General features: G+C 72.1%; 21 protein-coding genes and 2 pseudogenes. 11 read left to right on the forward strand and 12 right to left on the reverse strand.

Annotated elements, in window-relative coordinates:
• Positions 1-63 precede the first annotated feature (63 nt).
• On the forward strand, positions 64-513 hold the full coding sequence (locus ACGFYH_RS25005) for a DoxX family protein (RefSeq protein WP_393805401.1): 450 nt from the start codon (positions 64-66) through the stop codon (positions 511-513).
• A 26-nt stretch (positions 514-539) separates the two neighbouring features.
• Here ACGFYH_RS25005 and ACGFYH_RS25010 read toward each other — a convergent pair whose 3' ends face one another.
• The gene (locus tag ACGFYH_RS25010) at positions 540-686 is read right to left on the reverse strand and encodes a hypothetical protein (RefSeq protein ID WP_393805402.1); all 147 of its coding nucleotides are present in this window, start codon (positions 684-686) and stop codon (positions 540-542) included.
• A gap of 328 nt (positions 687-1,014) precedes the next feature.
• Between ACGFYH_RS25010 and ACGFYH_RS25015 the strand changes: the two genes are divergently transcribed.
• Together ACGFYH_RS25015 and ACGFYH_RS25020 are read left to right on the forward strand one after the other, a co-directional pair.
• On the forward strand, positions 1,015-1,359 hold the full coding sequence (locus ACGFYH_RS25015) for an STAS domain-containing protein (RefSeq protein ID WP_393805403.1): 345 nt from the start codon (positions 1,015-1,017) through the stop codon (positions 1,357-1,359).
• Between the two features lie 513 nt (positions 1,360-1,872).
• Positions 1,873-3,069, forward strand: coding sequence for a glycoside hydrolase family 64 protein (locus tag ACGFYH_RS25020; RefSeq protein ID WP_393805404.1), 1,197 nt, complete (start codon positions 1,873-1,875; stop codon positions 3,067-3,069).
• A 108-nt stretch (positions 3,070-3,177) separates the two neighbouring features.
• Here ACGFYH_RS25020 and ACGFYH_RS25025 read toward each other — a convergent pair whose 3' ends face one another.
• The 4 genes from ACGFYH_RS25025 to ACGFYH_RS25040 all read right to left on the reverse strand — a co-directional run bounded on the left by ACGFYH_RS25025 (position 3,178) and on the right by ACGFYH_RS25040 (position 8,058).
• Entirely contained in the window at positions 3,178-4,617 is a 1,440-nt protein-coding gene (locus ACGFYH_RS25025) for a GH1 family beta-glucosidase (RefSeq protein ID WP_393805405.1), read from the reverse strand.
• A gap of 106 nt (positions 4,618-4,723) precedes the next feature.
• Positions 4,724-5,647, reverse strand: coding sequence for a carbohydrate ABC transporter permease (locus tag ACGFYH_RS25030; protein WP_393805406.1), 924 nt, complete (start codon positions 5,645-5,647; stop codon positions 4,724-4,726).
• 12 nt (positions 5,648-5,659) lie between these two features.
• A complete protein-coding gene (locus ACGFYH_RS25035) occupies positions 5,660-6,655 on the reverse strand; it encodes a carbohydrate ABC transporter permease (RefSeq protein WP_393805407.1) in 996 nt (331 codons plus the stop codon).
• A gap of 92 nt (positions 6,656-6,747) precedes the next feature.
• Positions 6,748-8,058, reverse strand: coding sequence for an ABC transporter substrate-binding protein (locus ACGFYH_RS25040; RefSeq protein ID WP_393805408.1), 1,311 nt, complete (start codon positions 8,056-8,058; stop codon positions 6,748-6,750).
• A 328-nt stretch (positions 8,059-8,386) separates the two neighbouring features.
• Between ACGFYH_RS25040 and ACGFYH_RS25045 the strand changes: the two genes are divergently transcribed.
• A complete protein-coding gene (locus ACGFYH_RS25045) occupies positions 8,387-9,400 on the forward strand; it encodes a LacI family DNA-binding transcriptional regulator (RefSeq protein ID WP_393805409.1) in 1,014 nt (337 codons plus the stop codon).
• Positions 9,401-9,601: 201 nt separating this feature from the next.
• On the opposite strand, the gene ACGFYH_RS25050 is transcribed toward ACGFYH_RS25045, so the two are convergent.
• Together ACGFYH_RS25050 and ACGFYH_RS25055 are read right to left on the reverse strand one after the other, a co-directional pair.
• Positions 9,602-10,090 carry a DUF6083 domain-containing protein gene (locus tag ACGFYH_RS25050; protein ID WP_393805410.1) on the reverse strand — a complete coding sequence of 163 codons (489 nt, stop codon included), beginning with the start codon at positions 10,088-10,090 and terminating at the stop codon, positions 9,602-9,604.
• A gap of 553 nt (positions 10,091-10,643) precedes the next feature.
• Positions 10,644-11,090: a nuclear transport factor 2 family protein gene (locus ACGFYH_RS25055; protein WP_393805411.1), complete on the reverse strand. Its 447-nt coding sequence runs from the start codon at positions 11,088-11,090 to the stop codon at positions 10,644-10,646.
• Positions 11,091-11,548: 458 nt separating this feature from the next.
• Here ACGFYH_RS25055 and ACGFYH_RS25060 point away from each other — a divergent pair, with 458 nt between their 5' ends.
• From ACGFYH_RS25060 to ACGFYH_RS25080, 5 genes are all read left to right on the forward strand, one after another.
• Positions 11,549-11,752, forward strand: a complete 204-nt coding sequence (locus ACGFYH_RS25060) for a hypothetical protein (protein ID WP_393805412.1) — start codon at positions 11,549-11,551, stop codon at positions 11,750-11,752.
• Positions 11,753-11,808: 56 nt separating this feature from the next.
• Positions 11,809-12,105, forward strand: a complete 297-nt coding sequence (locus ACGFYH_RS25065; RefSeq protein ID WP_393805485.1) for a hypothetical protein — start codon at positions 11,809-11,811, stop codon at positions 12,103-12,105.
• Positions 12,105-12,449 (forward strand): hypothetical protein, encoded by a 345-nt coding sequence (locus tag ACGFYH_RS25070; RefSeq protein WP_393805486.1) that lies wholly within the window; start codon positions 12,105-12,107, stop codon positions 12,447-12,449. Before ACGFYH_RS25065 ends, ACGFYH_RS25070 begins: the two co-directional genes overlap by 1 nt.
• 415 nt (positions 12,450-12,864) lie before the next feature.
• Complete coding sequence (locus ACGFYH_RS25075; RefSeq protein WP_393805413.1) at positions 12,865-15,024, forward strand: SpoIIE family protein phosphatase; 2,160 nt, start codon at positions 12,865-12,867, stop codon at positions 15,022-15,024.
• Positions 15,024-15,695 carry a CBS domain-containing protein gene (locus ACGFYH_RS25080; RefSeq protein ID WP_393805414.1) on the forward strand — a complete coding sequence of 224 codons (672 nt, stop codon included), beginning with the start codon at positions 15,024-15,026 and terminating at the stop codon, positions 15,693-15,695. The genes ACGFYH_RS25075 and ACGFYH_RS25080 overlap by 1 nt, the downstream gene beginning before the upstream one ends.
• A gap of 59 nt (positions 15,696-15,754) precedes the next feature.
• On the opposite strand, the pseudogene ACGFYH_RS25085 reads toward ACGFYH_RS25080, so the two are convergent.
• Together ACGFYH_RS25085 and ACGFYH_RS25090 are read right to left on the reverse strand one after the other, a co-directional pair.
• Positions 15,755-16,551 (reverse strand): annotated as a pseudogene (locus ACGFYH_RS25085) (MMPL family transporter); the annotation flags it as partial.
• A 246-nt stretch (positions 16,552-16,797) separates the two neighbouring features.
• The gene (locus ACGFYH_RS25090) at positions 16,798-19,017 is read right to left on the reverse strand and encodes an MMPL family transporter (protein ID WP_393805415.1); all 2,220 of its coding nucleotides are present in this window, start codon (positions 19,015-19,017) and stop codon (positions 16,798-16,800) included.
• 420 nt (positions 19,018-19,437) lie between these two features.
• Between ACGFYH_RS25090 and ACGFYH_RS25095 the strand changes: the two genes are divergently transcribed.
• Positions 19,438-19,569: a hypothetical protein gene (locus tag ACGFYH_RS25095; RefSeq protein WP_393805416.1), complete on the forward strand. Its 132-nt coding sequence runs from the start codon at positions 19,438-19,440 to the stop codon at positions 19,567-19,569.
• A gap of 39 nt (positions 19,570-19,608) precedes the next feature.
• Here the strand turns inward: ACGFYH_RS25095 and ACGFYH_RS25100 are convergent, their stop codons facing one another.
• The 3 genes from ACGFYH_RS25100 to ACGFYH_RS25110 all read right to left on the reverse strand — a co-directional run bounded on the left by ACGFYH_RS25100 (position 19,609) and on the right by ACGFYH_RS25110 (position 21,373).
• A complete protein-coding gene (locus ACGFYH_RS25100; protein WP_393805417.1) occupies positions 19,609-20,709 on the reverse strand; it encodes a winged helix DNA-binding domain-containing protein in 1,101 nt (366 codons plus the stop codon).
• On the reverse strand, positions 20,706-21,128 hold the full coding sequence (locus ACGFYH_RS25105; RefSeq protein WP_393805418.1) for a VOC family protein: 423 nt from the start codon (positions 21,126-21,128) through the stop codon (positions 20,706-20,708). Before ACGFYH_RS25105 ends, ACGFYH_RS25100 begins: the two co-directional genes overlap by 4 nt.
• A 113-nt stretch (positions 21,129-21,241) precedes the next feature.
• On the reverse strand, positions 21,242-21,373 hold the full coding sequence (locus tag ACGFYH_RS25110) for a hypothetical protein (protein WP_393805490.1): 132 nt from the start codon (positions 21,371-21,373) through the stop codon (positions 21,242-21,244).
• Here ACGFYH_RS25110 and ACGFYH_RS25115 point away from each other — a divergent pair.
• Positions 21,318-22,275: pseudogene (locus ACGFYH_RS25115) on the forward strand (helix-turn-helix transcriptional regulator). The gene ACGFYH_RS25110 and the pseudogene ACGFYH_RS25115 sit on opposite strands and share 56 nt — an antisense overlap.
• Positions 22,276-22,407 lie beyond the last annotated feature (132 nt).

The raw sequence follows: 22,407 nt of genomic DNA on the forward strand, positions 1-22,407 counted from the left end.
CGTCCGGCCCGTGCCCGTGACCGTGCGAGCACGCACACCGTTCGACTTGAGGAGAGCGCACCGATGAGCACCGCACGCCTGAACGACCGCCTGACCAGGCAGCAGCCCCTGGCCCTCGGCCTGTACCGCATCGTCCTGGGCCTGCTGTTCACCAGTGAGGGCGCTGCGACGGTCTTCGGGCTCCTGGACCGACGGGCCAGCCCTGTAGGTGACTGGCCGTTCTGGTATGCCGGAGTGACGGAGCTGGTGGCCGGTGCTCTCGTGCTCGTCGGCGTGGCGACGCGCGGCGCGGCGTTCCTCAGCTCCGGAATCATGGCCTTCGCCTACTTCACCGAGCACCAGAAGGACGGGATCTTCCCGCTCCAGAACGGCGGACTGGCCCCCGCCCTGTTCTGCTGGGGCTTTCTGCTGCTGGTCTTCTTCGGGCCGGGTGCCCTTTCCCTGGCAGGACTGATCCGCCCCGGCCACACCGCCCGGCGCGCCCCTCGTCCCGCGGCCGGACGGGTCTCATGACCGGGCGAATCGTGTCCGTCACCCGCTCAGGGGAGCGTCGTCCCGGCGATGTCGGTGCCGGGAGCATCCTCCTCCGGGGCTGCCGGGGGCGGGAACATCAGGTCCTCGAGAGCGTCCGCGGCGAAGAGGAAGGCCATCATCACAACCGGTAGGAGCAGCGCGAGCAGAATCACAGGACCTCCCGGTAGGTCGGTCTGTGGGCTTCGTGGCCCGGCTTTCAGGATGGGCCCGAATGGCGGAACACGCACGGCGGAACCGGTGGGAGTGAGGCAGGCCAGGTGTGTCCGGGGCGCTCGCCCGGGTCGTCGATGCGCATACGTGTTCGCCGCGATGTGCCGGTCACGCGCCGGCCGAGCCGCGCGCCGCGCGTCCTGCGCGAGCCGGCTGGCGCTCGTTCCGTAACACCGGTACTACCTCCGGTGATCCTTTGGCCAGTCGTTCACGCATATGCAGAACGAATGTGCGGTGCCACCTCTGCCCAGGACATGCCGTTGGGTAGGTATGGAACCTCCCATCGAGATCAGCCACAGCGACGTCGGGGACTGGACCATCGTGGAGATCCACGGAGAGGTGGACGTGTACACCGTTCCGACGATCAAGCAGTACATGATCGAGCGGCTCGCGGACGGAGACCGCCGGTTCGTCGTCGATCTGCGCGGGGTGGCGTTCATCGACTCCATGGGCCTGGGCGTTCTGGTCGGCGCACTGAAACGCGTCCAGTCGGTCCACGGCGAGCTGAAGCTGGTCATCTCCGACGCCAACACCAAGCAGCTCTTCGCCCTGACCGGCCTGCGGCACGTCTTTCCCATCTACGACTCGGTGTACCAGGCGAGACGAACGTCCTAGGCGCGGATGGCCTTCGGGCCACGTCATCCGGCCGGCCTGCCGTGCACGACGGCGCCCTCAACGGCATCGGTGCCACGATGGTCGGGGGCTTCCTCGGGGAGCGGGGCCCCGGGGTCCCGGCCCGCCATCACCGGCTGGCTCCGGGTACGAGGGTGCGGATCGGCTGAGGACCTGATTTGTCCGCGACGGTGATCCTCGTCCTCACCGGTGCGTTTCCTCGCCACCGGTCCGCCCGCTCCCGCGCCCGGCCGGGAGAGTCGTGACAAGCAGATTCACCGCACCGCACCGCACCGCACCGCACCGCACCTGCCACAACGACCTGTACAGCGCGTCGGCGCCGTCCCTCGTCCAACCGCCGTCACCGCGGCGCCGGCCGCCCGAGGGGCCGGTGAAACCGGGACGACCCGCGTTGTTCCGCCGCGCACATTGACATGGACCCATCCCGGCGCAACGCTGAGAGCGCTCTCACAATCGGTACGGACCAATTCCCCCACACCCGCACGGAGGTGGAGAGTGCTCTCCCGACTCAGACACCGTCTGCTCGCCGTGGCCGCGGCCGCAGGCCTGACCGGCGCCCTGCTCACGTTCGGCGCCGCACCGCCAGCGGACGCCGCGGTGCCCGCCACCATCCCACTGAAGATCACCAACAACTCCAGCCGCGGCGACGCCGTCCACATCTACAACCTGGGCACCTCGCTGACGACGGGTCAGCAGGGCTGGGCAGACCAGAACGGCACCTTCCACGCCTGGCCCGCCGGTGGAAATCCCCCCACCCCCGCACCCGACGCGTCCATCCCCGGGCCTGCCGCCGGACAGACCAAGACCATCCGGATCCCGAAGCTGTCGGGACGCATCTACTTCTCCTACGGCCAGAAGCTGGACTTCCGGCTGACCACCGGCGGGCTGGTGCAGCCGGCCGTCCAGAATCCCAGCGATCCCAACCGCAACATCCTGTTCAACTGGTCCGAGTACACACTCAACAACGACGGGCTGTGGCTGAACAGCACCCAGGTCGACATGTTCTCCGCGCCCTACACGGTCGGCGTGCAGCGCGCCGACGGCAGTGTGACCAGCGCCGGGCAGCTCAAGACCGGTGGCTACAACGGGGTGTTCGCCGCGCTGCGGGCGCAGCCCGGCTGGGGCGGGCTGATCCAGACCCGGCCCGACGGCACCGTTCTGCGGGCGCTGGCGCCGCTGTACGGGGTGGAGACCGGGGCGCTGCCCGCGTCGGTCATGAACGACTACATCAACCGGGTATGGCAGAAGTACACGACGACCACGCTCACCGTCACGCCCTTCGGGGACCAGCCGAACATCAAGTACTTCGGCCGTGTCTCGGGCAACGTCATGAACTTCGCCAACAGCTCCGGCGCGGTCGTCACGAGCTTCCAGAAACCCGACGCCTCCAGCGTCTTCGGCTGTCACCGGTTCCTGGACGCGCCCAACGACCAGGTGCGCGGCCCCATCTCCCGCACGCTGTGCGCCGGCTTCAACCGCTCGACGCTGCTGACCAACCCCAACCAGCCCGACCCCTCGGCGGCGAACTTCTACCGGGACTCCGTGACCAACCACTACGCACGGATCATCCACGAGCGGATGGCCGACGGTAAGGCGTACGCCTTCGCCTTCGACGACGTCGGCAACCACGAGTCGCTGGTGCACGACGGCAATCCGGCCGAGGCCCGGCTCACCCTCGCCCGGCTCGACTGACCCGGCAGCGGGAGCGGGCCCGCCCCCTTCCTCCGCTCGTGCGGCGGGCGGGGGCGGACCCGCGGTGCGGCACACGACTGGCTGCTGTCACGTGCCGCACCGGCCTGGTCAGGCGCCGGGCAGTACGCCGGTGCGGGCGACCTCGGAGTACCAGCGGGCGCTGGCCTTCGGGATGCGGGTGCCGGTCGGGTAGTCGACGTAGACGGCGCCGAAGCGCTTGCTGTAGCCGTGGGCCCACTCGAAGTTGTCCAGCAGGGACCACAGGAAGTAGCCGCGCACGTCCGCGCCGTCCAGGATGGCCTGGTGGACGGCGGCCAGGTGACCGCGTACATAGGCGATCCGGGCGGGGTCGTTCACCTGGCCGGCCGGGTCGGCGTAGTCGTCGAAGGCGGCACCGTTCTCGGTGATGACCAGCGGCAGCCCCGGGAAGTCGGCGGTCAGCCTGCGCAGCAGGTCGTACAGGCCGGTGGGGTCGACGGCCCAGCCCATGGCGGTGGTGTCGCCGGGGGGCTGGTGGAAGGCGACCCGGTCGGCTCCCGGCCAGGGGCTGTGGGCACTGTTGCCGTGTCCGTCGGATGCGTGGGCGCCGCTGCCGTCGGTCTCCGAGACGACGGTGGGCGTGTAGTAGTTGACGCCGAGGAAGTCCAGCGGCTGGTGGGCCTGCCGCAGGTCGCCGTCCTGGACGAAGGACCAGTCGGTCAGCTCGGCGGTGTCCTTGAACAGATCCTCCGGATAGGCGCCTGTCAGCATGGGGCCGGTGAAGACCCGGTTGGCGAGCGCGTCGATCCGGCGGACCGCGTCGGTGTCGCCGTCGCTGCCGGTGAGCGGGCGGACGTGGTGGACGTTGAGGGTGACCGAGACCTGGGCGTCGGCGCGTACGCGGTCGCGCAGCGCCTGGACGGCCAGGCCGTGTGCCAGGTTGAGGTGGTGCGCGCCGCGCAGGGCGGCGACCGGGTCGGTGCGCCCGGGAGCGTGCACGCCGGAACCGTAGCCGAGGAAGGCGCTGCACCAGGGCTCGTTGAGGGTGGTCCAGGTCTTCACCCGGTCGCCGAGGGCGTCGGCGGCGAGGGCCGCGTACTCGGCGAACCGCTCGGCCGTGGCCCGCTCGGGCCAGCCGCCGGCGTCCTCCAGTTCCTGAGGAAGGTCCCAGTGGTAGAGGGTGGCCACGGGCTGGATGCCCTTCTCCAGCAGCTCGTCGACGAGGCGCCGGTAGAAGTCCAGGCCCTTCTGTACGGCGGGGCCGCGGCCGGTGGGCTGGATCCGGGGCCAGGCGAGGGAGAAGCGGTAGGCGCCCAGGCCGAGTTCGGCCATGAGAGCGACGTCCTCACGTCGGCGGTGGTAGTGGTCGGTGGCGATGTCACCGGTGTCGCCGTTGCGGACCCGGCCGGGGGTGCGGGCATAGGTGTCCCAGATGGACGGCGTGCGGCCGTCCTCCGCTGCGGCCCCCTCGACCTGGTACGAGGCGGTCGCGGAGCCCCAGAGGAAGCCCTTGGGGAAGGTGCGGGCGGCGTCCGGGGCGGACGCGGTCTGCTGTGCTGCGGTGACCACGTAAGTCCTTTCAGAAGGATGGGAGTGTTTCGCGAGGGCGCGAATGACACGGATACGGGGAAGACCGGCGGCCGGTGCGCACTGACCCGGGCCGCACGGCGGCGGGTCAGCCCTTGACGGCGCCCGCCATGATGCCGCTGACGATCTGGCGGCCGAAGACGAGGAACATCGCCAGCAGCGGCAGCGTGCCGAGCAGCGCGCCCGCCATGATCAGTGACTGGTCGCGGACATAGCCCGCGCTGAGCTGGGTGAGCGCGACGGGCACCGTCGGGTTGGTCATGTCGAGGACCACGAAGGGCCAGAAGAAGTCGTTCCACGCGTGCACGAACGTGATCATGAACAGGACGGCCATCGCCGGCCGGGCGACGGGCAGCACGATGCTCCAGAAAATGCGCAGCGAGTGCGCCCCGTCCACGCGTCCGGCCTCGACGAGTTCGTCCGGCAGTGCCTCCGCCAGGTACTGCCGCATGAAGAACACCCCGACCGCGCTCACCAGCGTCGGGAAGATGACGGCGGGCAGCTGCTGCGACCAGCCCAGGTCGGCCATCATCATGAACAGCGGCACCACGGCGAGCTGCGGCGGCACCAGCATGGTGCCGATCACCAGCATGAGCAGCGCGTTGCGCCCCTTGAACCTCAGCTTGGCGAAGGCGAACCCGGCGAGCGTCGCGAACATCACCGTGGACAGGGCGATCACCCCGGCCACGATGAGGCTGTTGATCATGGCCTTGCCCATCGCCGCCTCGTCCCAGGCCCGGGCGAGGTTGCTGAACAGGTTCGGGCCGGGCAGGAACGGGGGCGGCGTCTGGCTGACCCGGGTGTTGTCGGTGGAGGCGGCCACCATCGTCCAGTACAGCGGGAAGATCGAAAGGATCGCCATGATGGCGAGCAGCACGTAGGCGAGGGGCCCGGCGTGGTGCTGGCGGCCGGCGCGCTGGCGCAGCAGCCTGCGGCCACCGCGGCCGCCCGCCTGCACGGCGGGGGTCCGGGCCGGGGCGTCGGTCCGGGCCGGGAGACTTTGAGTGGTCATGGCGACTCCAGGTCAGGACGTGCGGGTTCGCAGGCGCTTGATGACGCGCTGCACGACGAAGACGAGGACCAGCAGCAGGAACATCGCCCAGGCGACGGTCGCCGAGCGGCCCATCTGGTAGTTCTTCCACCCCTCCTCGTACAGCAGCAGCCCCAGCGTCTGGTACTGGTTGTCCGCACCGCCGGTGACGCCGTTGGGCCCCTGTCCGAAGATCAGCGGCTCGCCGAAGAGCTGGGTGGCGCCGATGGTGGAGAGCACGATGGTGAAGACGATGGTGGAGCGGATCCCGGGGATGGTGACGTGGGTGAACTGCTGCCACCTCGAGGCGCCGTCGAGGGAGGCCGCCTCGTACCGGTCGGCGGGGATGGCCTGCATGGCGGCCAGGTAGAGCAGCGCGTTGTAGCCGGTCCAGCGCCAGATGACGATGCTGGAGATCGCGACCTGGGCGGGCCACTTGTCGGCCTCCCAGTCCACCGGGTCGATCCCGACCGAGCCGAGTGCCCAGTTGATCATGCCGAAGTCGCGCTCGAAGATCATGGTGAAGACGAGGGCGGCCGCGGCGACCGAGGTGGCGTAGGGCACCAGGGAGGCGACCCGGAAGAACAGCGACGCGCGCATCCGGTAGTTGAGCAGGTGCGCCATGCCCAGTGCCATGAGGAGCTGCGGCACCGTGGAGATGATGCCGATGGTGATGGTGTTCTGCAGCGCGTTCCAGAAGCGGGAGTCGCCCCACAGCTCGACGTAGTTGTCGAACGCCACCCACTCCATGACATCGAGGGTGGCCAGCTCCACGTCGTGCAGGGAGATCCACGAGGTGTAGATCAGGGGGTAGAAGCTGAACGCCGCGAAGACCACGAAGAACGGCGCGACGAAGACGTACGGGGCGCCCTTGATGTCGAGCCGGTGCAGGAGCGCGCCGCGCCGCCGGGCGGTGTCCTTGCCGCCCGTCTCGCGGGACGGACCCGGAGGCTCGTCCCCGGCCAGGGCCTTGGTGGTGGAAGTGGCCACCGGACTTCCTTCCTGAGAGCAGATGGGTGAGCCGGCCGTCCGGGCCCGCCGGCGAGACGCGGGCGGGCCCGGACGGCCTCGGGAACGGACGGTCAGCCGACCGCCTTCTCGATGCGCTCCCCGGTGGTCTTCCACGCCTCGTCACGCGTGGTGTCTCCCTGCTCGATCAGGGCCAGACCCTGGGAGAAGGTGTCCTTGATCGTGCCGTCCTTGCGGCCGAGGACCTGCTTGTCCGGGATCTCCTGGGCGGCGGCACCGAAGATCTGGCCGATCGGCGCGTCGCTGAAGTACTCCGACTTGGCGTTCTTCACCTCGGGGCTGTCCAGCGCCTCACGGGAGGACGGGATGTTGCCGATCTCCTTGAAGATGTGGGCCTGCTGCTCGGGCGCGGTCAGCCAGGCGACGAGCTTCTTGGCCTCCTCCTTCACCGGGCTCTGCTCGACCACGCCGAGGAAGGAGCCGCCCCAGTTGGCGCCCTTGGGGGCCTTGGCGACATCCCACTTGCCCTTGTTCGCCTCGCCGGCCTTCTCGCTGATGTGGCTGAGCATCCAGGCCGGGCACACCGCGGTGGCGAAGGTGCCGTTGGCCAGGCCCGGGTCCCAACCGGGCTGGAACTGGCGGAGCTTGGCCGTCAGACCGTCCTCCGCCGCGTCGGCGGCGAGGTTCCACGCCTCCTTGACGGCCGGGTTGGTGTCGTAGATCAGCTCGCCCTGGTCGTCGTAGTACTGCTCGGGGTAGCCGTAGACCATGGCGTTGAACAGGCCGCTGGCCGCGTCCATGTAGGCCACGTCGCCGCCCTTGTAGCCCTTCTTGAAGGTGCGGCCGACCTCGACGTACTTGTTCCAGTCGCCTTCCCACAGCTTGGCGACCTCTTCGCGGTCGGTGGGCAGGCCCGCCTTCTCGAAGTAGTCCTTGCGGTAGCAGACCGCCATCGGGCCGATGTCGGTGCCCAGACCCAGCACCTTGCCGTCCTCGGTGCTGATCTGGGACTCCTTCCACGGCAGGAAGTGGTCGGTGCCCGCGACGTCGGAGAAGTCCGCGAACTTGTCGGCCTGGGTCTCGGTGATCTCCTTGGCCCGGCCGATCTCTATGCCCTGGATGTCCTTCAGGCCCTTGCCGGCGGCGAGCCTGGTCTGCAGCGCGGTGTAGTACGTCTGCTCGTCACCGGCGATCTCGGCCTTGATGTCGACATCGGGGTTCTCCTTCTCGTACTGCTCGAGAAGGCCCGTCTCCTTGATGCCCATCACCCCGTACATGCCCATGGTGATGGTGACCTTGCCGTCCTTCTTGCCACCGCCGGTGGCCGAGTCGTCACTGCTGCCGCAGCCGACCACCAGAGCCAGCGCGCCGACGGCCGCGGCTGTCGCCACCGTCCTTCTGCGCAACGAACCGAGAGTGCCCATGAATCTCCTCCTAGCGACGGCGCTGACACATCGGAGTGACGAGTTGCGCGATGACTACTGCGATGGCTACAGCGATGAAAGACAGCGGCTCGAACATCGGGTGGGAACGTGCCCATTTTTTGTGGGCACGTTCCCACCCGGCGCATCGAAGACTCGTGGGAACGAGCCGATCTGTCAATGACTTGAAACCAAGTCGTCACCGCGACCCGCAGGCCGCGTTCGCCTCCCCGAGCCCCTGGGGTGCTTCGCCGGCGGCGGTGTCTGCAAGAATTGCCGCAGGTCACCTCCGCGGTAGGCACCGCCACCGCGGCCGCCGAGGGGGGAGTACATGACCGGCAACCGCCGTCCAACGATCAAAACGGTCGCCGCCCGCGCCGGGGTGGGCCGCACCACGGTTTCCCGTGTCGTCAACGGCTCGGACCTGGTCAGTGCGGACGCACGGGCCAGAGTGCTTGCGGCGATCAAGGAACTCAATTATGTTCCCAACTCGGTCGCCCGCGGCCTGGTGACCAACCGCACCAACGCCGTGGCCCTGGTGATCCCGGAGTCGGAGAGCCGGCTCGGTTCGGAGCCGTTCTTCGCCGCGCTCATCCGCGGTGTCAGCGGCGCCCTGGCCGAGAGCCGGACCCAGCTGCAGCTGATGCTCGTCCGCGACCAGGCGGAGCGCGACCAGCTGACCCAGTCCGTCGCCACCCGCCGCGTGGACGGCGTGCTCCTGGTCTCCGTGCACGCCGAGGACCGGCTGCCGGGCATGCTGGAGGAGATGGGCCTGCCCACCGTGCTGGCCGGCCGCCGCGACGCGGGCGAGCGGCTGAGCTACGTCAACTCCGACAACGCCGGCGGGGCCACCGAAGCGGTGCGGCATCTGCTGAGCAGCGGACGGCGGCGGATCGCCACCATCACCGGTCCGCTGGACATGGATGTCGGCCGCAGCCGGCTCGCCGGCTGGCACACCGCGCACCTGGAGGCGGGCGTACCCGCGACGGAACTCCTAGTGGAGACGGGCGACTTCACCGAGGAGGGCGGCGCGAACGCCATGCGTTTGCTTCTTGAACGCTCCCCCGACCTCGACGCCGTGTTCGCCGCCTCCGACCTCATGGCGGTCGGCGCCCTGGCCGAACTTCGCCGGCAGCGGCGACAGGTGCCGGGTGACGTCGCCGTCGTCGGTTTCGAGGACTCCGTCCTGGCCCGCCACACCAATCCGCCGCTGACGACGGTGCGTCAGCCGGTGGAGGAACTGGGCCGTACCATGGCCCGCATTCTCACCGACATCACGCAGCACGGTGCGCCCCGGCAGCAGATGACGCTGCCGACGGAGCTGGTGGTACGCGAGTCCTCGTAGGGCCGGTCGGAAAGGCTCCGGGGGCCGCGCGCTCAGCGCAGGGAGCGCTCCGCGGGTGTCCCTGTGGCCCACGCCCCGGTGGTACGCCCGCCGCGGCTCGGCGGCCACACCGGCGCCGCGGAGTTCGCGCATCGCGCCGTCACCGGCGTCCGCGGCCCTCTCGACGCCCCGCCCACGGCGGTCCTGCCGCCACAGGAGCGGTCACCCGACGTCGGGCAACGCCCCCGGACAGCCGCTCTCGTCCGTCTGCCGCCATGCCCGGCGGGTGTTCTCCTCGCGTACCGCGTCCAGCCACCGCCACGGTTTGATCTCGTCCAGGGTGAGGCCCGGGCAGGTGAGCTGGTGGGGGATGCGGCAGGTGGTGCCGGGCGGGGGCTCGCCCAGGCCGCCGTTCCAGGCCTGCCCGCCGGGGTCGACGTGCCAGCGGTGCCCGCCGGGGACGAGGTGGGCGGGGACGGTGAGCCGGGGTTCGAGCAGGACGTGCCGGCCGGTGTAGGTGAGGCGGCGTTCACCGGGCAGGCCGCAGTGCGGACAGACGGGACGGGCCGGCGGCTCGGGCCCGGTGGCGCCCTCACGGGCGGCCTGCCTGCGGTCGGTGCCCTCCCAGGGCCTGGGCGCCCCGGCGGGCGGCTGTCGGTGTCCGTCGGGGCCCGGCACCGGGAAGAGGTTCGGTTCGTGTGTGTCCCCCATGCCTGTGAGTGTGCGGCGCCGTACCGGGGCCGGGGCAGGGCGCAGGGCGGGCGCACCGGCTGCACGGTGGAGTCATGGCCGGCAGGCCGGATGGATACGGGATCGGGGAAGGGGCGGGTGGTGACGGTGAGCGGTGATGGTGAGCGGCCGGGAATGCGACGAGCCGCCGTTCCTCCGGTTCCGCCGCCTTCTACCGGCGCGGGAGACTCCCGTACGCCCCCGGCCTGGCGGACGTGTCGGCGAGGTGCTGGACCTGGACGGGCGCGGCCGGCTGAACGACCTGGTCTCACCGTCCGGCTGGCTTCTCCGAACGCCGGCCCGGTACCGAGGTGTTCGTCTGGCCACGCGCGGCGGACCGAGCGTGATGCGGCACCGCCGCCGGGACAGTTCCTGCGGAGGACGCGCTGGAGAAGACGCCCAGTGGACCCCGCGGGCCTTCCCGCGCTGCGCGGACGGTCGCGAGCTGACACCGGCCGCGCGGGACCTGATGGCCGAGGATGCGGACGGGGCGATGCCGGACCGGCGACCGGTTCGGTCCGGCCCGGGCGAGGGCTCACGTGCCCGGTGCACACGCCTCGGCGATGGACAGGCTGTTCTCGTAGAGGTGGTGCCGGGTGATCCGGCCGCCCTCGACGGTCAGGCGCAGTGCGAACGGCCCCGCGAAGGACTTGCCCGTCGCGCGTACGGTCCCCGACAGCCACCCCATCAGGACGGCGTCCGTGCCGTCGACGAGGAAGGTGTCGACCGAGGCCCGTGCGTCCCCGGGCACGGTGTACTCCGTCAACTCCGTGAACTGGGAAGCTGCTTCGACGCCCGTGGCACGGGGTCGGATCCACGGGACCGCGGGGTTCTCCGCGAGCAGCCAGTCGACCTGGTCGGCGAAGATCTCGACCAGCCGTCCGGTGTCGCCGGCCATGCGGGCGGCGAGGAAGTCTCGTACGACGGAGCGGGTGGACTCGGCGACCTGGTCTTCCGTGGGTGCGGTGGGGGTGGCGGGCATCGTGTGCTCCTCGCTGCCGTGGGCCGGATACCGGCGGAACGTTTCCGTCGACGTGCCTGATCCTGCCGAGCCGCGGGGGAATGGTCGATTACCCCGCGGGTAGGGCCGCGGGCGAGCCCGGCCGGACACCGGTCCGGCGTCCCGAGGTGTCACGACGGTTCCTGCTCCCGGTGGAGCCCGAGGTGATCGTGGTGGAGCGCTCCGGCGCCGACGTCGCCCGTCGCGGTGAAGCCGGTGTCGCCGACGTGGCCGGATGGCTCCCGGTCACCGTGAACAGGCGGCCGCCCGCGTCGCGGCCTCCCGGCGGGATCGCCGCGCTGGTGGTCCAGGCGTTCCGTGCCTCCCCCGAGCCCGCGCCGCTTCCGCCGGTTGCCTCGGTCGGCGCCCGTGTGCACCCGACTGGCCCAGCCGGCCCACGGCGAGCGTTTCCCCCGGGGCCGCCGTTCGTTGGGACGGGCATGATCAAGAAGCTCGCATGCGTCTCCGCCATGGCCACCGCTCTGCTGGTCTCCGCTCCCGTCGCCGAGGCGGCCCCCGTGCCCGGTCCGTCCGTCGGCGTTCCCGGTGCTCCGCTCCTGAACGGTCTCCTCGGATCGCTGGAGGTGGGGCATCCTGCCACCTCTCCACAGTCCCTCCTTCCCCAGGGCATCCTCGGCAGGTGAAAGGCACGGGGTGGGAGGGGGTGATCGCACGCATTCACCCCCTCCGCCTCTGATGACTGGTTCGTTGCTCCCGCCCGTCGGCCGGTCCCGGACCCGCCGGACCGCGGCAGGCTGCCCGTGACAGCGACGTCTGGACCGTCGACGAACCAGGCGCCGTCCGCACCATGACGGACCTCGGCGTCGACGGCATCATCACCGACTGCCCCGGTCCCTCACCCGGCGGCGACAGGGCACGGGGAAGCCGGTGCTTTGACACACACCGTCCTGGACCGTTGACTGTCAGTACGGCGCAGAGCCATGCCGCTCCGGGGAACCCGGTGATCCAGGCAGACCAGGAAAGCGGCACACGATGATGTACGACCAGACGCGCGCACAGCAGCCCTCGGACCAGCACCCGCGCCGCCCGGAACAGGGGTTCGCGGCGCCGGAGACACTTCTGCCGTCGGCGGAGCGGGGCGCGGTCATGGACCGCCTCCGCAAGGCCATCAACACCTTCGCCGACGCTCCGCACGAGGCGCTGGAGGAGGCGGAGGCCGCATTCGACGACGCCGCGGCCCACCTCGCGCACGCCCTCGCGGAGCGGCGTCGTGCCCTGCACGAGAGCTGGCAGGACAAGGCTCCCGAGACGCATGCCGAGGAACTCAGGCTCGCGCTGCGGCAGTACCGGGAGATCACGCAGCGACTGCTGCGCACATAGCGGGCGAGACAGACACCGGGCTCTGCCTCGACGGCCGGCCGGACTGCGGCACGGCCGGCACACTCCGGCACTCGCGGCCGCGGTGTCGGCCGTGCTCGGTCAGGCCACCGCCCCGGCGCCGTCGTCGGCCCCGGCGTGCGCCGCGTCGTTGACGCCGCAGCGGAAGCCGAGATCGCCGGACGACTCCAGCGCCTCGCGCACCGCGGAGGCCCGATGTGCCCGGTGCCGCACGGCTGGTGGGGCTCGGCCCGGCGGGCGGCCGGCTGTACGTGAAGCGCAGGCCCGGTGGCCCTGCACCCGGCGCTGAGCGGCGGCCCCCCGCGGCCGCGTCCTCGCATGCCGACGCGGCGGGACGGGCGTAGGGTCCAGATATGCGTGATGTTCGGGGTGGCCGACGTCGGGCAGTGGACGGCTGATGGACTCCACGATGACCGCCGTGGTGCGGGCGAGTGGTGCGTTCGGAGGGATTCTGTACGTGCTGCCGCCGGGCGAGAGTGCCCTGTGGCAGGTCCTGATCACGGGGGTCCCGCAGGAGATGGCCGTTCCGTGGCGGCGTGTCGGGCTGAAGGACCCGATGCCCGTGGCGGACGCCGTCCGCGAGCGTCGCCTGGTGTGGGCCGGCGACCGGGAGGAGATGGCCCGTGAGTATCCGCGGCTGGCGCTCGTACTGCCGTACGACTTCGGGCTGGCGGCCGCACCACTCGTCTCGGGCACCGCGCTCCTGGGCGGGCTGGTGCTGCTCTGGCCCGGGAACCACCAGGCCCGGCTGAGCACCGGTGAGCAGGAGGTCATCCGGGAGGGCTGCCGCCGCCTCGGCGAGAGCCTGCATCGGGCGGTCGACCGCGGCGAACCGCTGCTGCCCACGGAGCGGCCGCGGACCCTGCCACCACCGGCCCCCCGCACGCCCTCCCCCGCCGAGGCGGTCGCGCTGTCCGCCTTCGTGGACCGCCTGCCGGGCGGCTCCTGCACGCTCGACCTGGACGGACGCATCGCCTTCGTCACTCCGGCGGCGGCCGAACTCCTCGGTGCCGACCGCTCCGTCCTGGTGGGCGCGCTGCCGTGGGAGGCGCTCCCCTGGATGGACGTGCCGCATGTCGAGGACCGCTACCGGGCCGCGCTGGTCAGCCGGCGCCCACAGGCCTTCACGGTCCTGCGGCCCCCGGATACGTGGCTCGCCTTCGAGCTGTACCCGGACGCCACCGGGCTCAGCGTCCGCATCACTCACGGCAGCCCGGACGCGGACGCGCCCCCGTCCCGGTCCGTAGCGCCCTCCGGGCCCAGCCGCGCCACCGTGCTCTACCACCTGATGCACCTGGCCTCCACCCTCACCGAGGCCGTCGGTGTGCAGGACGTGGTCGAGCAGACCGCCGACCAGCTGATGCCCGCCCTCGGCGCGCAGGGCATGGTGGTGATGGCCCAGGAGGACGGCCGCCTGAAGATCGTCGGTCAGCGCGGCTACCGCCCGGATCTCCTGGAGCACTTCGACGGGGCTCCCCTCACCTCGCCCATCCCCGGCGCCGACGTCCTGACCACGGGCGTCCCGGGTTTCTGGGCGACCTTCGACGAACTCCACGACGCCTACCCCACCATGACGCACGAGGACGGGATGGCCGCATGGGCCGTGCTGCCGCTGATCGCCTCCGGCCGCCCCATCGGCTCCCTCCTCCTGTCCTACCGACGGCCCCACGTCTTCCCGCCCGGCGAACGGGCCGCCCTCACGTCGCTGGCCGGCCTGGTCGGTCAGGCCCTGGACCGCGCCCGGCTCTACGACGCCAAACACCACCTCGCCCACCGCCTGCAGTCCGCCCTGCTGCCGCACACCCTGCCCCGCGTGCCCGGCCTGGACGTGGCCGCCTGTTACCTTCCGGCCGCACGGGGCCTGGGCATCGGCGGCGACTTCTACGACGTCATCCGCCTCGACGACCACACGGCCGCGGTCACCATCGGCGACGTACAGGGCCACAACGTGGACGCCGCGGCACTCATGGGCCAGGTCCGCACCGCCGTGCACGCGCACGCCACCGTGGGAGCGCCCCCCGGGGACGTCCTGGCCCGCACCAACCGTCTGCTGACCGATCTGGACCCCGGGCTGTTCACCAGCTGTGCCTACGTCCACCTCGACCTGGCCACGCATCGCGCCTGTGTGGCGCTCGCCGGCCACCCACCGCCTCTGGTGCGCCACACCGACGGGCGCGTCCAGGCCCTGCGGGTACCGCCCGGCCTGCTGCTGGGCATCGAGCCGGACACCGTGTATCCCTCGCTGGAGTTCTCGCTGCCGCCGGGCAGCGTGCTCGCGCTCTACACCGACGGACTCGTCGAGGCCCCCGGAGTCGACCTCGACGACGCGACCGCGGCCCTCGCCGGGCTCCTGGAACACGGCGACCCGGGCGACCTCGACGCCATGGCCGACGCCCTCATCCGGCACGCGCCCACCCCGGGCGACGACATCGCCCTGGTCCTGGTCGGTCCCCACGCGGCGGCGTCGGGGCACTCCCACGGCCGGCCGATCGTTTTCACGGACAAGAAGGACGAACGCCGGTCGACGCGGGCCGGCAGCGGAGGAGAAGACCCCTGATGACACACCAGAGGGTGGGCGATCTGATGAGCGACGCCGTGGTCCGCGTGCAGCGGGGCACACCGTTCAAGGAGATCGCCCACCTGCTGCTGGAGTACGACATCACCGCGGTGCCGGTCGTCGACGGGGAGAACCGTCCCGTGGGGGTGGTGTCGGAGGCCGACCTCCTGCAGAAGATGTGGGGTGCGGAACCCGACGGCTCCTCCGAGTACGCCGAGTGGTCCCGGTCGGCGGGTGCCAAGGCGGGCGCCACGGACGCGGCCGGGCTCATGACCTCGCCCGCGCTCTGCGCCCACGAGAGCTGGAGCGTCGTGGACGCCGCCCGGGTGATGGCGCGGCACGGCATCAAACGGCTCCTGGTCGTCGACGAGGGCGGACGGCTGGCCGGGGTTGTCAGCAGGAGCGACCTGCTGCGGGTCTTCCTGCGCACGGACCGCGCGATCCGCACCGAGATCATCGAGGAGGCCCTGGTCAAGGTGCTCGGCCTGGCTCCCTCGTCGGTGCAGGTGGACGTGACGCACGGACATGTCGTACTGAGCGGCCGGCTCCCGGGTCATGTGTCCGCCCCGCTGCTGGAGGAGCACTGCAGGAGTGTGGACGGGGTCGTCGCCGTGGAGTTCAGACCGGCCGGAGAGGCCGGCGCCGAGGACCCCGCCGCCGTCGGTTCCTGATCTCCCGCCCGGGAGGCGGGCCCCCGCCCGTGCCCGCCTCCCGGGCGGGAGGGGGACAAGAGCAGAACGAAGGTGGTGAGGGCGACCAGGCCGAGGGCGAGCGGGAGCCGACCGCTGATGGAGTCCTCGGAGTCGATCAGCTGGGCGTCCCCGCCGCCCACCAGGGGCCCTGGTCCCGGCGGGCGGCGCGACGGCCCGCACCTCTTCGACCAGCTCCTGTGCCTGGTCCGACCGAAGGGTGAGGCCGCTCACCACGGTGATCCGCTGGGCGTCGGGGCGGCTGAGGGCCGCGTTGCCGGGACCGGCCGCCGCGAGCCGTCCCCCGACGTAGGTTCCCGTGCCGGTCTCGACGCGGACCACCCCTTCGAGACCGGACAGTCCGGCCGCGTAGGAGCCCAGCGGCGCCCCGTCCACGGGCTCGTCGATGACGACGTGGAGGGCGGCGTCGTCGTTGCCGTCGGACTTCTCCCGCCGCACGGAGGCCACCTGGCGGCTCTGCGCGTCCTCGGCCAGCACGCGTTCGTCCGGGGTGCCCAGGGTGATGCCCGGCAGCGGGCTCGCCGCCACCAGCAGTACGGCCAGCACGGGCAGCGCGGTGAGCGCCGGGGCGCCGCATCACGGTGCCGGCCGGCCGTCCCCACAGGGACGCCCGGGTGCCGGTGCGCTCTCGCTTCGCCCACGGCAGCCGCCCGCTGTTGACCCGGTGCCCCAGGACGACGAACAGAGCCGGCATCACCAGCAGCGTGCCGATGGCCGCGATGGCGACGACACCGACCCCGGCGCAGCCGAACGAGCGGAGGAAGGGGGCCGGGGTCTCGGGGTGGTCGCGGAGCGCGGCGACGACCGCGTTCACCGCGGGGCGCCGCGCCACGACGGCCGCACTGCGGTGCACCGGTGGGCTCGGCCGCCGGGTGACGACGGCGTGGCCCGCCGCGACCGCCGGGGCGGGCAGCGGGGCGATCGACCCGGCCGTCTCCACGTCGTCCTGGACGAGGCGCTCACCCGCCCCGCGCGGGACCTGTGAAGCGAAGGCCCCGGTGTCCTGGACGTCCAGGGCACCGGGGCCGTGTGCGCTGCCTCGGAGGGCCGTGTGCGCGGGGGTTCAGACGCCGGCCGTCTCCGGCTCGCGCGCGGGCTGCCCGGGCGGGGTCGTGTCGCCCAGCTCCTTGTGCAGCTTCTCGCCCTCGACGTCGACGTTCGGCAGGATGCGGTCCAGCCACCTGGGCAGCCACCAGGCCTTGGTGCCCAGCAGGGCGAGCACCGCGGGCACGACCGCCATGCGGACCACGAAGGCGTCGAAGAGGACCGCGATCGCGAGGCCGAAGCCCATCATCTTGATCATGGCGTCGTTCTCCAGGATGAAGCCGGAGAAGACGCTGATCATGATGATCGCGGCCGCCGCGACGACGCGGCCGCCGTGAGTGAAGCCCGTGGTGACGGACTCGGCGGCGGACGATCCGTGGACGTACGCCTCACGCATGCGCGTGACGAGGAAGACCTCGTAGTCCATGGCGAGACCGAAGACCACGCCGATCATGAAGATGGGCATCATCGACATGATCGGGCCCGGCTGGTCCACGCCGATCACGTCCGCGAGCCAGCCCCACTGGAAGACCGCGACCACCGCGCCGAGCGCCGCTGCCACCGAGAGCAGGAAGCCCAGGGCCGCCTTCAGCGGGACGAGGATCGAGCGGAACACCAGCATCAGGAGCAGGAAGGCCAGCCCGACGACCAGTGCCAGGTACGGGATGAGCGCGTCGTCCAGGGTCTGGGAGAAGTCGATCGTCATCGCGGTCGCGCCGGTGACCAGCATGGTCGCGCCCGTGTCGCCCCTGACGCCGCCGGCCAGCGAGCGGATGTCGTGCACCAGCGACTCGGTCGCGGCGTCGCTCGGGCCGGTCTTGGGCACCACGGTGAGGACGGCGGTGTCGCCGCTCTCGTTGAACCTGGCCGCGGTGACGGCCGCGGCCTTCCCCAGTCCGGTGATCTTCTCGCCGACGGTGTCGGCGGCGGCCTTCGGGTCGTCCGCGTCGCGGGCGTCGACGGTGACCATCAGCGGGCCGTTGAACCCGGCCCCGAAGGACTCGGACAGCATGTCGTAGGCCTTGCGCTGCGTGGTGTCGGGGGCGGAGCTGCCCTCGTCGGGCAGGCCCAGCTCCATGCCGGCGGCGGGCACGGCGATGACGCCGAGGCCGAGCACCGCGGTCAGCAGTACGGTGACCGGGCGCCGCTGTACGAAGCGGGCCCAGCGGGTGCCGAGCTTGGGCCTGGCGGACGCGGCCCGCGCTCCCGCGGGCGCCTTGCGGTCCTTGCGGCTCAGCGCCTTCCTGCCGGCGAAGCCGAGCAGCGCCGGGGTGAGGGTGAGGGCGATCAGCACGGCGATGCCGACCGTTCCCGCGGCGGCCAGGCCCATCTTGGTGAGGATCGGGATGTTCACGATCGCGAGGCCGGACAGGGCCACGACGACCGTGAGTCCGGCGAAGACGACCGCGGAGCCCGCCGTGCCGACCGCCCGGCCCGCGGCCTCCTCGGGAGTGCGGCCCTCGGCTATCTCCGCGCGGTAGCGCGAGACGATGAACAGGGCGTAGTCGATGGCGACCGCGAGGCCGATCATCATGGCGAGGGTGGAGGTCGTGGCGGACAGTTCCAGCGTGCTGCCGAGCGCCCCGATGGCGGAGATGCCGATGCCGACACCGATGATCGCCGAGATCAGCGGCATGCCGGCCGCGACCAGCGAGCCGAAGGTCAGCAGGAGCACGATCGCGGCCACCCCGATGCCGATCAGCTCGGCGGTGCCGCCCATCTCCTGCTCGGCCACGACCGCGTCGCCGCCGGTCTCCACGGTGAAGCCGTCGGTGCGCGCGTCATCGGCGGCGGCGGTGAGCGAAGCACGGGCCTGGTCGGTCAGCTCCATGGCGTTGACCTTGTAGGTCACGGAGGCGTACGCGGTCGTGCCGTCCTCGCTGACGGCGTCCGCCTTGAACGGGTCGTCCACCGAGGCGACCTGCGGGCCCGCGCCGAGGGCCTTCACCAGTTCCCCGACCTGCGCCTTTCCGGCCGGGTCGGAGATCTTTCCGCCCTCGGGGGCGCGGATCACGACGCGTGCGGTGGCACCCTCGGCACTGGCGGCCGGGAACTGCTCGTCGAGCAGGTCGAAGGCCTTCTGGGACTCGGTGCCGGGCATGGAGAAGGAGTCTTCGGGCGGGGTGGGCGCGGTGGACGCGGCGACGCCTGCGCCCACGAGTATGGCCACCCACAGCAGGGCGACGAGACCGCGGCGCCGGAACGCGCGCCGGCCGAGTCGATAGAGAAACGTAGCCACCTGGGACCAATCCGTCGGGTTACGGGCAGGACGAAGACCCGGCACATGGGGGGAGGCCGAGGCGCTGACCGGGGTACTCATCCATGCTCACCCGGACTCGTCCGCGATTGATCCGACCCTGGGTCTGGACTGGTGTACTGCATCGGGTGTAGTGCGCCCCCGTGCCCCTCTCCCCCTGGTGTAGGTCACGGAGATGGGTGTACGCCGCATTCCGTTGCCGCGGGCAGCCGACGGGTCAGCCGGTCACCGGGGCCGCGTTGCCGCCCGGACCGCAGCGGACCGTCCAGGAGGTGCGGGAGCGGGTCGGGTTCTCGTGGATGCGCCTGTCGACCCGGGTGGCGGGCCGGTCGCCCGGGACGGCGGCGTGGGCGGCGGCGCAGGCCAGTTGGCCGACCGCTGCGACGTCGAGCTCGCCGGCGCGTGGCCGCCGCAGCCGTGGCCGGTGCCGGCGTGTCGCTGACCCTGATGGTCCTGCTCACCACCCCGGCCGACACCGCCAGGATCTACGAGGGCACCGACACCCGCGCGTTCTCCCTCCTCCTCGGTGCGTGACGGCGCGCGGCTCCGGGTAGGGCACGGTCCACCCGCCGGTCAGGGCGGGGCCGTCCCCACCCGGGCCCGGTCGCTGTCACCCTCGGAGAGGAAGGACGCCAGGGCCCGCCCCTCCTCGCCGACTTCGCTGCGCTCCGCCCGGGTGAGCCGGCGCAGCGGGGTGACGGTCACCGTGTCGTCCTCGACGGTCCAGGTCGCCGAGACCCGGCCGTCGACGAGGACGACACGGGCCCCGGTGACCGACAGACCGCGGTGCGCGTCGTCGATGACGCGGCCGCGGTCCCGGTAGCCGAGGATCGCGTTGTCGAACGCCGGCAGGAACCGCACCGGTGCCGGGGTGCCGGGATCGGGGCGGGGTGCGCCGGGGAGGTCCAGCAGTGCCCTGCCCCGTTCGTCGCGGAAGGCGACCAGTTCCCCGCGTACCGCGGCGACAGCGGCGGGCAGTCCGGCGAGCCCGCACCAGGCGCGCAGGTCCGCCGAGGCGGCCGGTCCGAACGCGGCGAGGTAGCGGCGCACCAGCGCCTCGCCGACCGGATCGGTGCCCGGCGGGGCGGGCGGGTCGACCTCACGGCCCAGCCAGGCCTCGACCGGGGCGTAGCGCACCCCCGCTCTGGTGCGCCAGAGCCCGCGCGGCGGCAGTTGCACCATCGGGATCAGCGCGGCGACCAGCATCTCCCCCAGTGGGCGGGGCCCCGCCTCCGGCCGGCGTCCGGCCACCGCCCGCGCGAGTTCACCCATCGAGCGGGGCTCGCCGTCGGCCAGGACCGCCCGGCCCGCCGCCGTGAGCTCGTCGAGGTCCACTCCTTCGAGCTCGCGCCGGTAGGTGCCGAGGACGCGTCCGCGCAGCATGGCGTCGTGGCGGGAGCGCCAGGCCAGCACGTCGTCGGCGGTGACGAGATGGACGGTCCGGCGCATCAGGTGGGTGCGCACCACCCGACGCCCGGTCAGCAGGTCCGAGAGCGCCGGGGGCGTGAAGTCGCGCAGCCGCGACCAGAGTCCGACGAACGGTTCCTGCGGCTCCTGGGCCTGCATGCCGCCGAGGTGCGCGACGGCGTCCAGGACCGGGTGGTCCGCGCGGTCGAGCAGCAGCTGCCGGGCGAGTGCCGCCCGGTTCAGCGACCGGGCGTCGAGCACGGTCATGCGCTGTACTCGCTCACCACGTCCAGGACCCAGGTGACGCCGAACCGGTCCCGCAGCATGCCGTAGAGAGGCGCCCACTGCGCGGCCCCCAGGGGCCGCAGGACGGTCGCGCCCGCGGACAGCTTCTCCCAGTACGCGGCGATCTCCTCGGTCGTGTCGCCGCGCAGGGAGACGAAGAACGCGTTCTCGCCCTGGTTCCAGGGCAGGCCGGCCGGCACGTCGTAGGCCATCACGCACGGACCGTCGGCGGCGGACACCTGGCCCCACATCACCTGGTCGGCCTCCGCGGGGTCCTGGACGTCGCCGGTGTCCTCGTACGTCACCACGGTGAGGTCTCCACCGAACACCGTCCCGTAGAAGGTGAGGGCCTCGCGGGCGTCACCGCGGAAGTTCAGGTGGGTCACGGCTCTGGCGGTCACGATGGGCTCCTCGCCTCGGGGACAACAGCATGGAAAGCGTGGGACGGCCCTCGGAGCGGGCCGGCCGCGGGGCCCGTCCGGCCTCGCGCCGCTCACTCTGCCGCGGGTAGCGGTCAGGTAGTGGCCGCTATCCGCGGCAGCATGGCGGTCATGCAGAAGACCTCGGCCCGGCTGCTGTTCCTGCTCTCGCTGCTCCAGGCACGCCGGGACTGGCCCGGCGCGGTGCTGGCCGAGCGGCTGGACATCAGTGCGCGCACACTGCGCCGCGACGTCGACCGGCTCCGTGAGCTGGGCTATCCCGTCCTGGCGGTGAAGGGCCCCGACGGCGGCTACCGGCTCGACGCCGGGACGCGGGCCCCCGCTGCTCTTCGACGACGAACAGGCGGTCGCGCTCGCCGTCGCGCTGCGGACCGCCGCCGCCACCGGCGCCGGGATCGAGGACGGCGCGGCGCGTGCCCTGACCACCCTGCGCCAGGTCATGCCCGCCCGTCTCCGGCACCGGATCGACGCCCTGCACGTCACCTCCGTCGCACGGTCCGCGCCCCGTCCGCAGCCCCAGGCGGACAGCGGCGTCCTCATGGCGCTCGGCGCCGCCGTCCAGGCCCGTGAGGTGCTGCGCTTCGACCACACCCCGGTCCACCCGCCGGACACCGGTGACGACGCGGCACGGCCACCGCGCCGGGTGGAGCCGCACCACCTCGTAGTCCGCGGCGGGCGCTGGTACCTGGTCGCCTGGGACCTCGACCGCGAGGACTGGCGTGTCTTCCGTGCCGACCGGATCACCCCGCGCACTCCCACCGGGCCCCGCTTCGCGCCGAGGGAACCGCCCGGCGGGGACGTGGCCTCGTTCCTGACCGGCAGGTTCCGCGGCTCCGACGGCTCCCCCGACTGGCCCTGCCGCGGTGAGGCCGTACTCCGCCTGCCCGCCTCCGCGGTGTCCCCGCACGCCGCCGACGGCACCGTCGAGAGACTCGGTCCGGACCGCTGCCGGCTCACGCTGGGCTCCTGGTCGTGGCCCGCCCTCGCCGCCGCCTTCTGTCTCTTCGACACCGACATCGAGGTCGTCGGCCCGCCCGCGCTCAAGGAGGCGTTCGCCCGGCTGGCCGACCGCTGCGCCGGGGCCGCGGCCGGCCCCACGGCCCCTTGACGGGGCGCCAGGGTCCGCCCTGCCGGGTGTGGACGCCGGGTGAGGGGGCGGGGCGGGGCGGCCGGATTCGGACCGCGCCCTCCGAGATGCTGTCGCGGCGCGCTGCCGCCGTGCCACGACCCCGCCCCCTCA

The organism is Streptomyces sp. NPDC048392 (assembly GCF_043200575.1).
GTDB lineage: Bacteria > Actinomycetota > Actinomycetes > Streptomycetales > Streptomycetaceae > Streptomyces.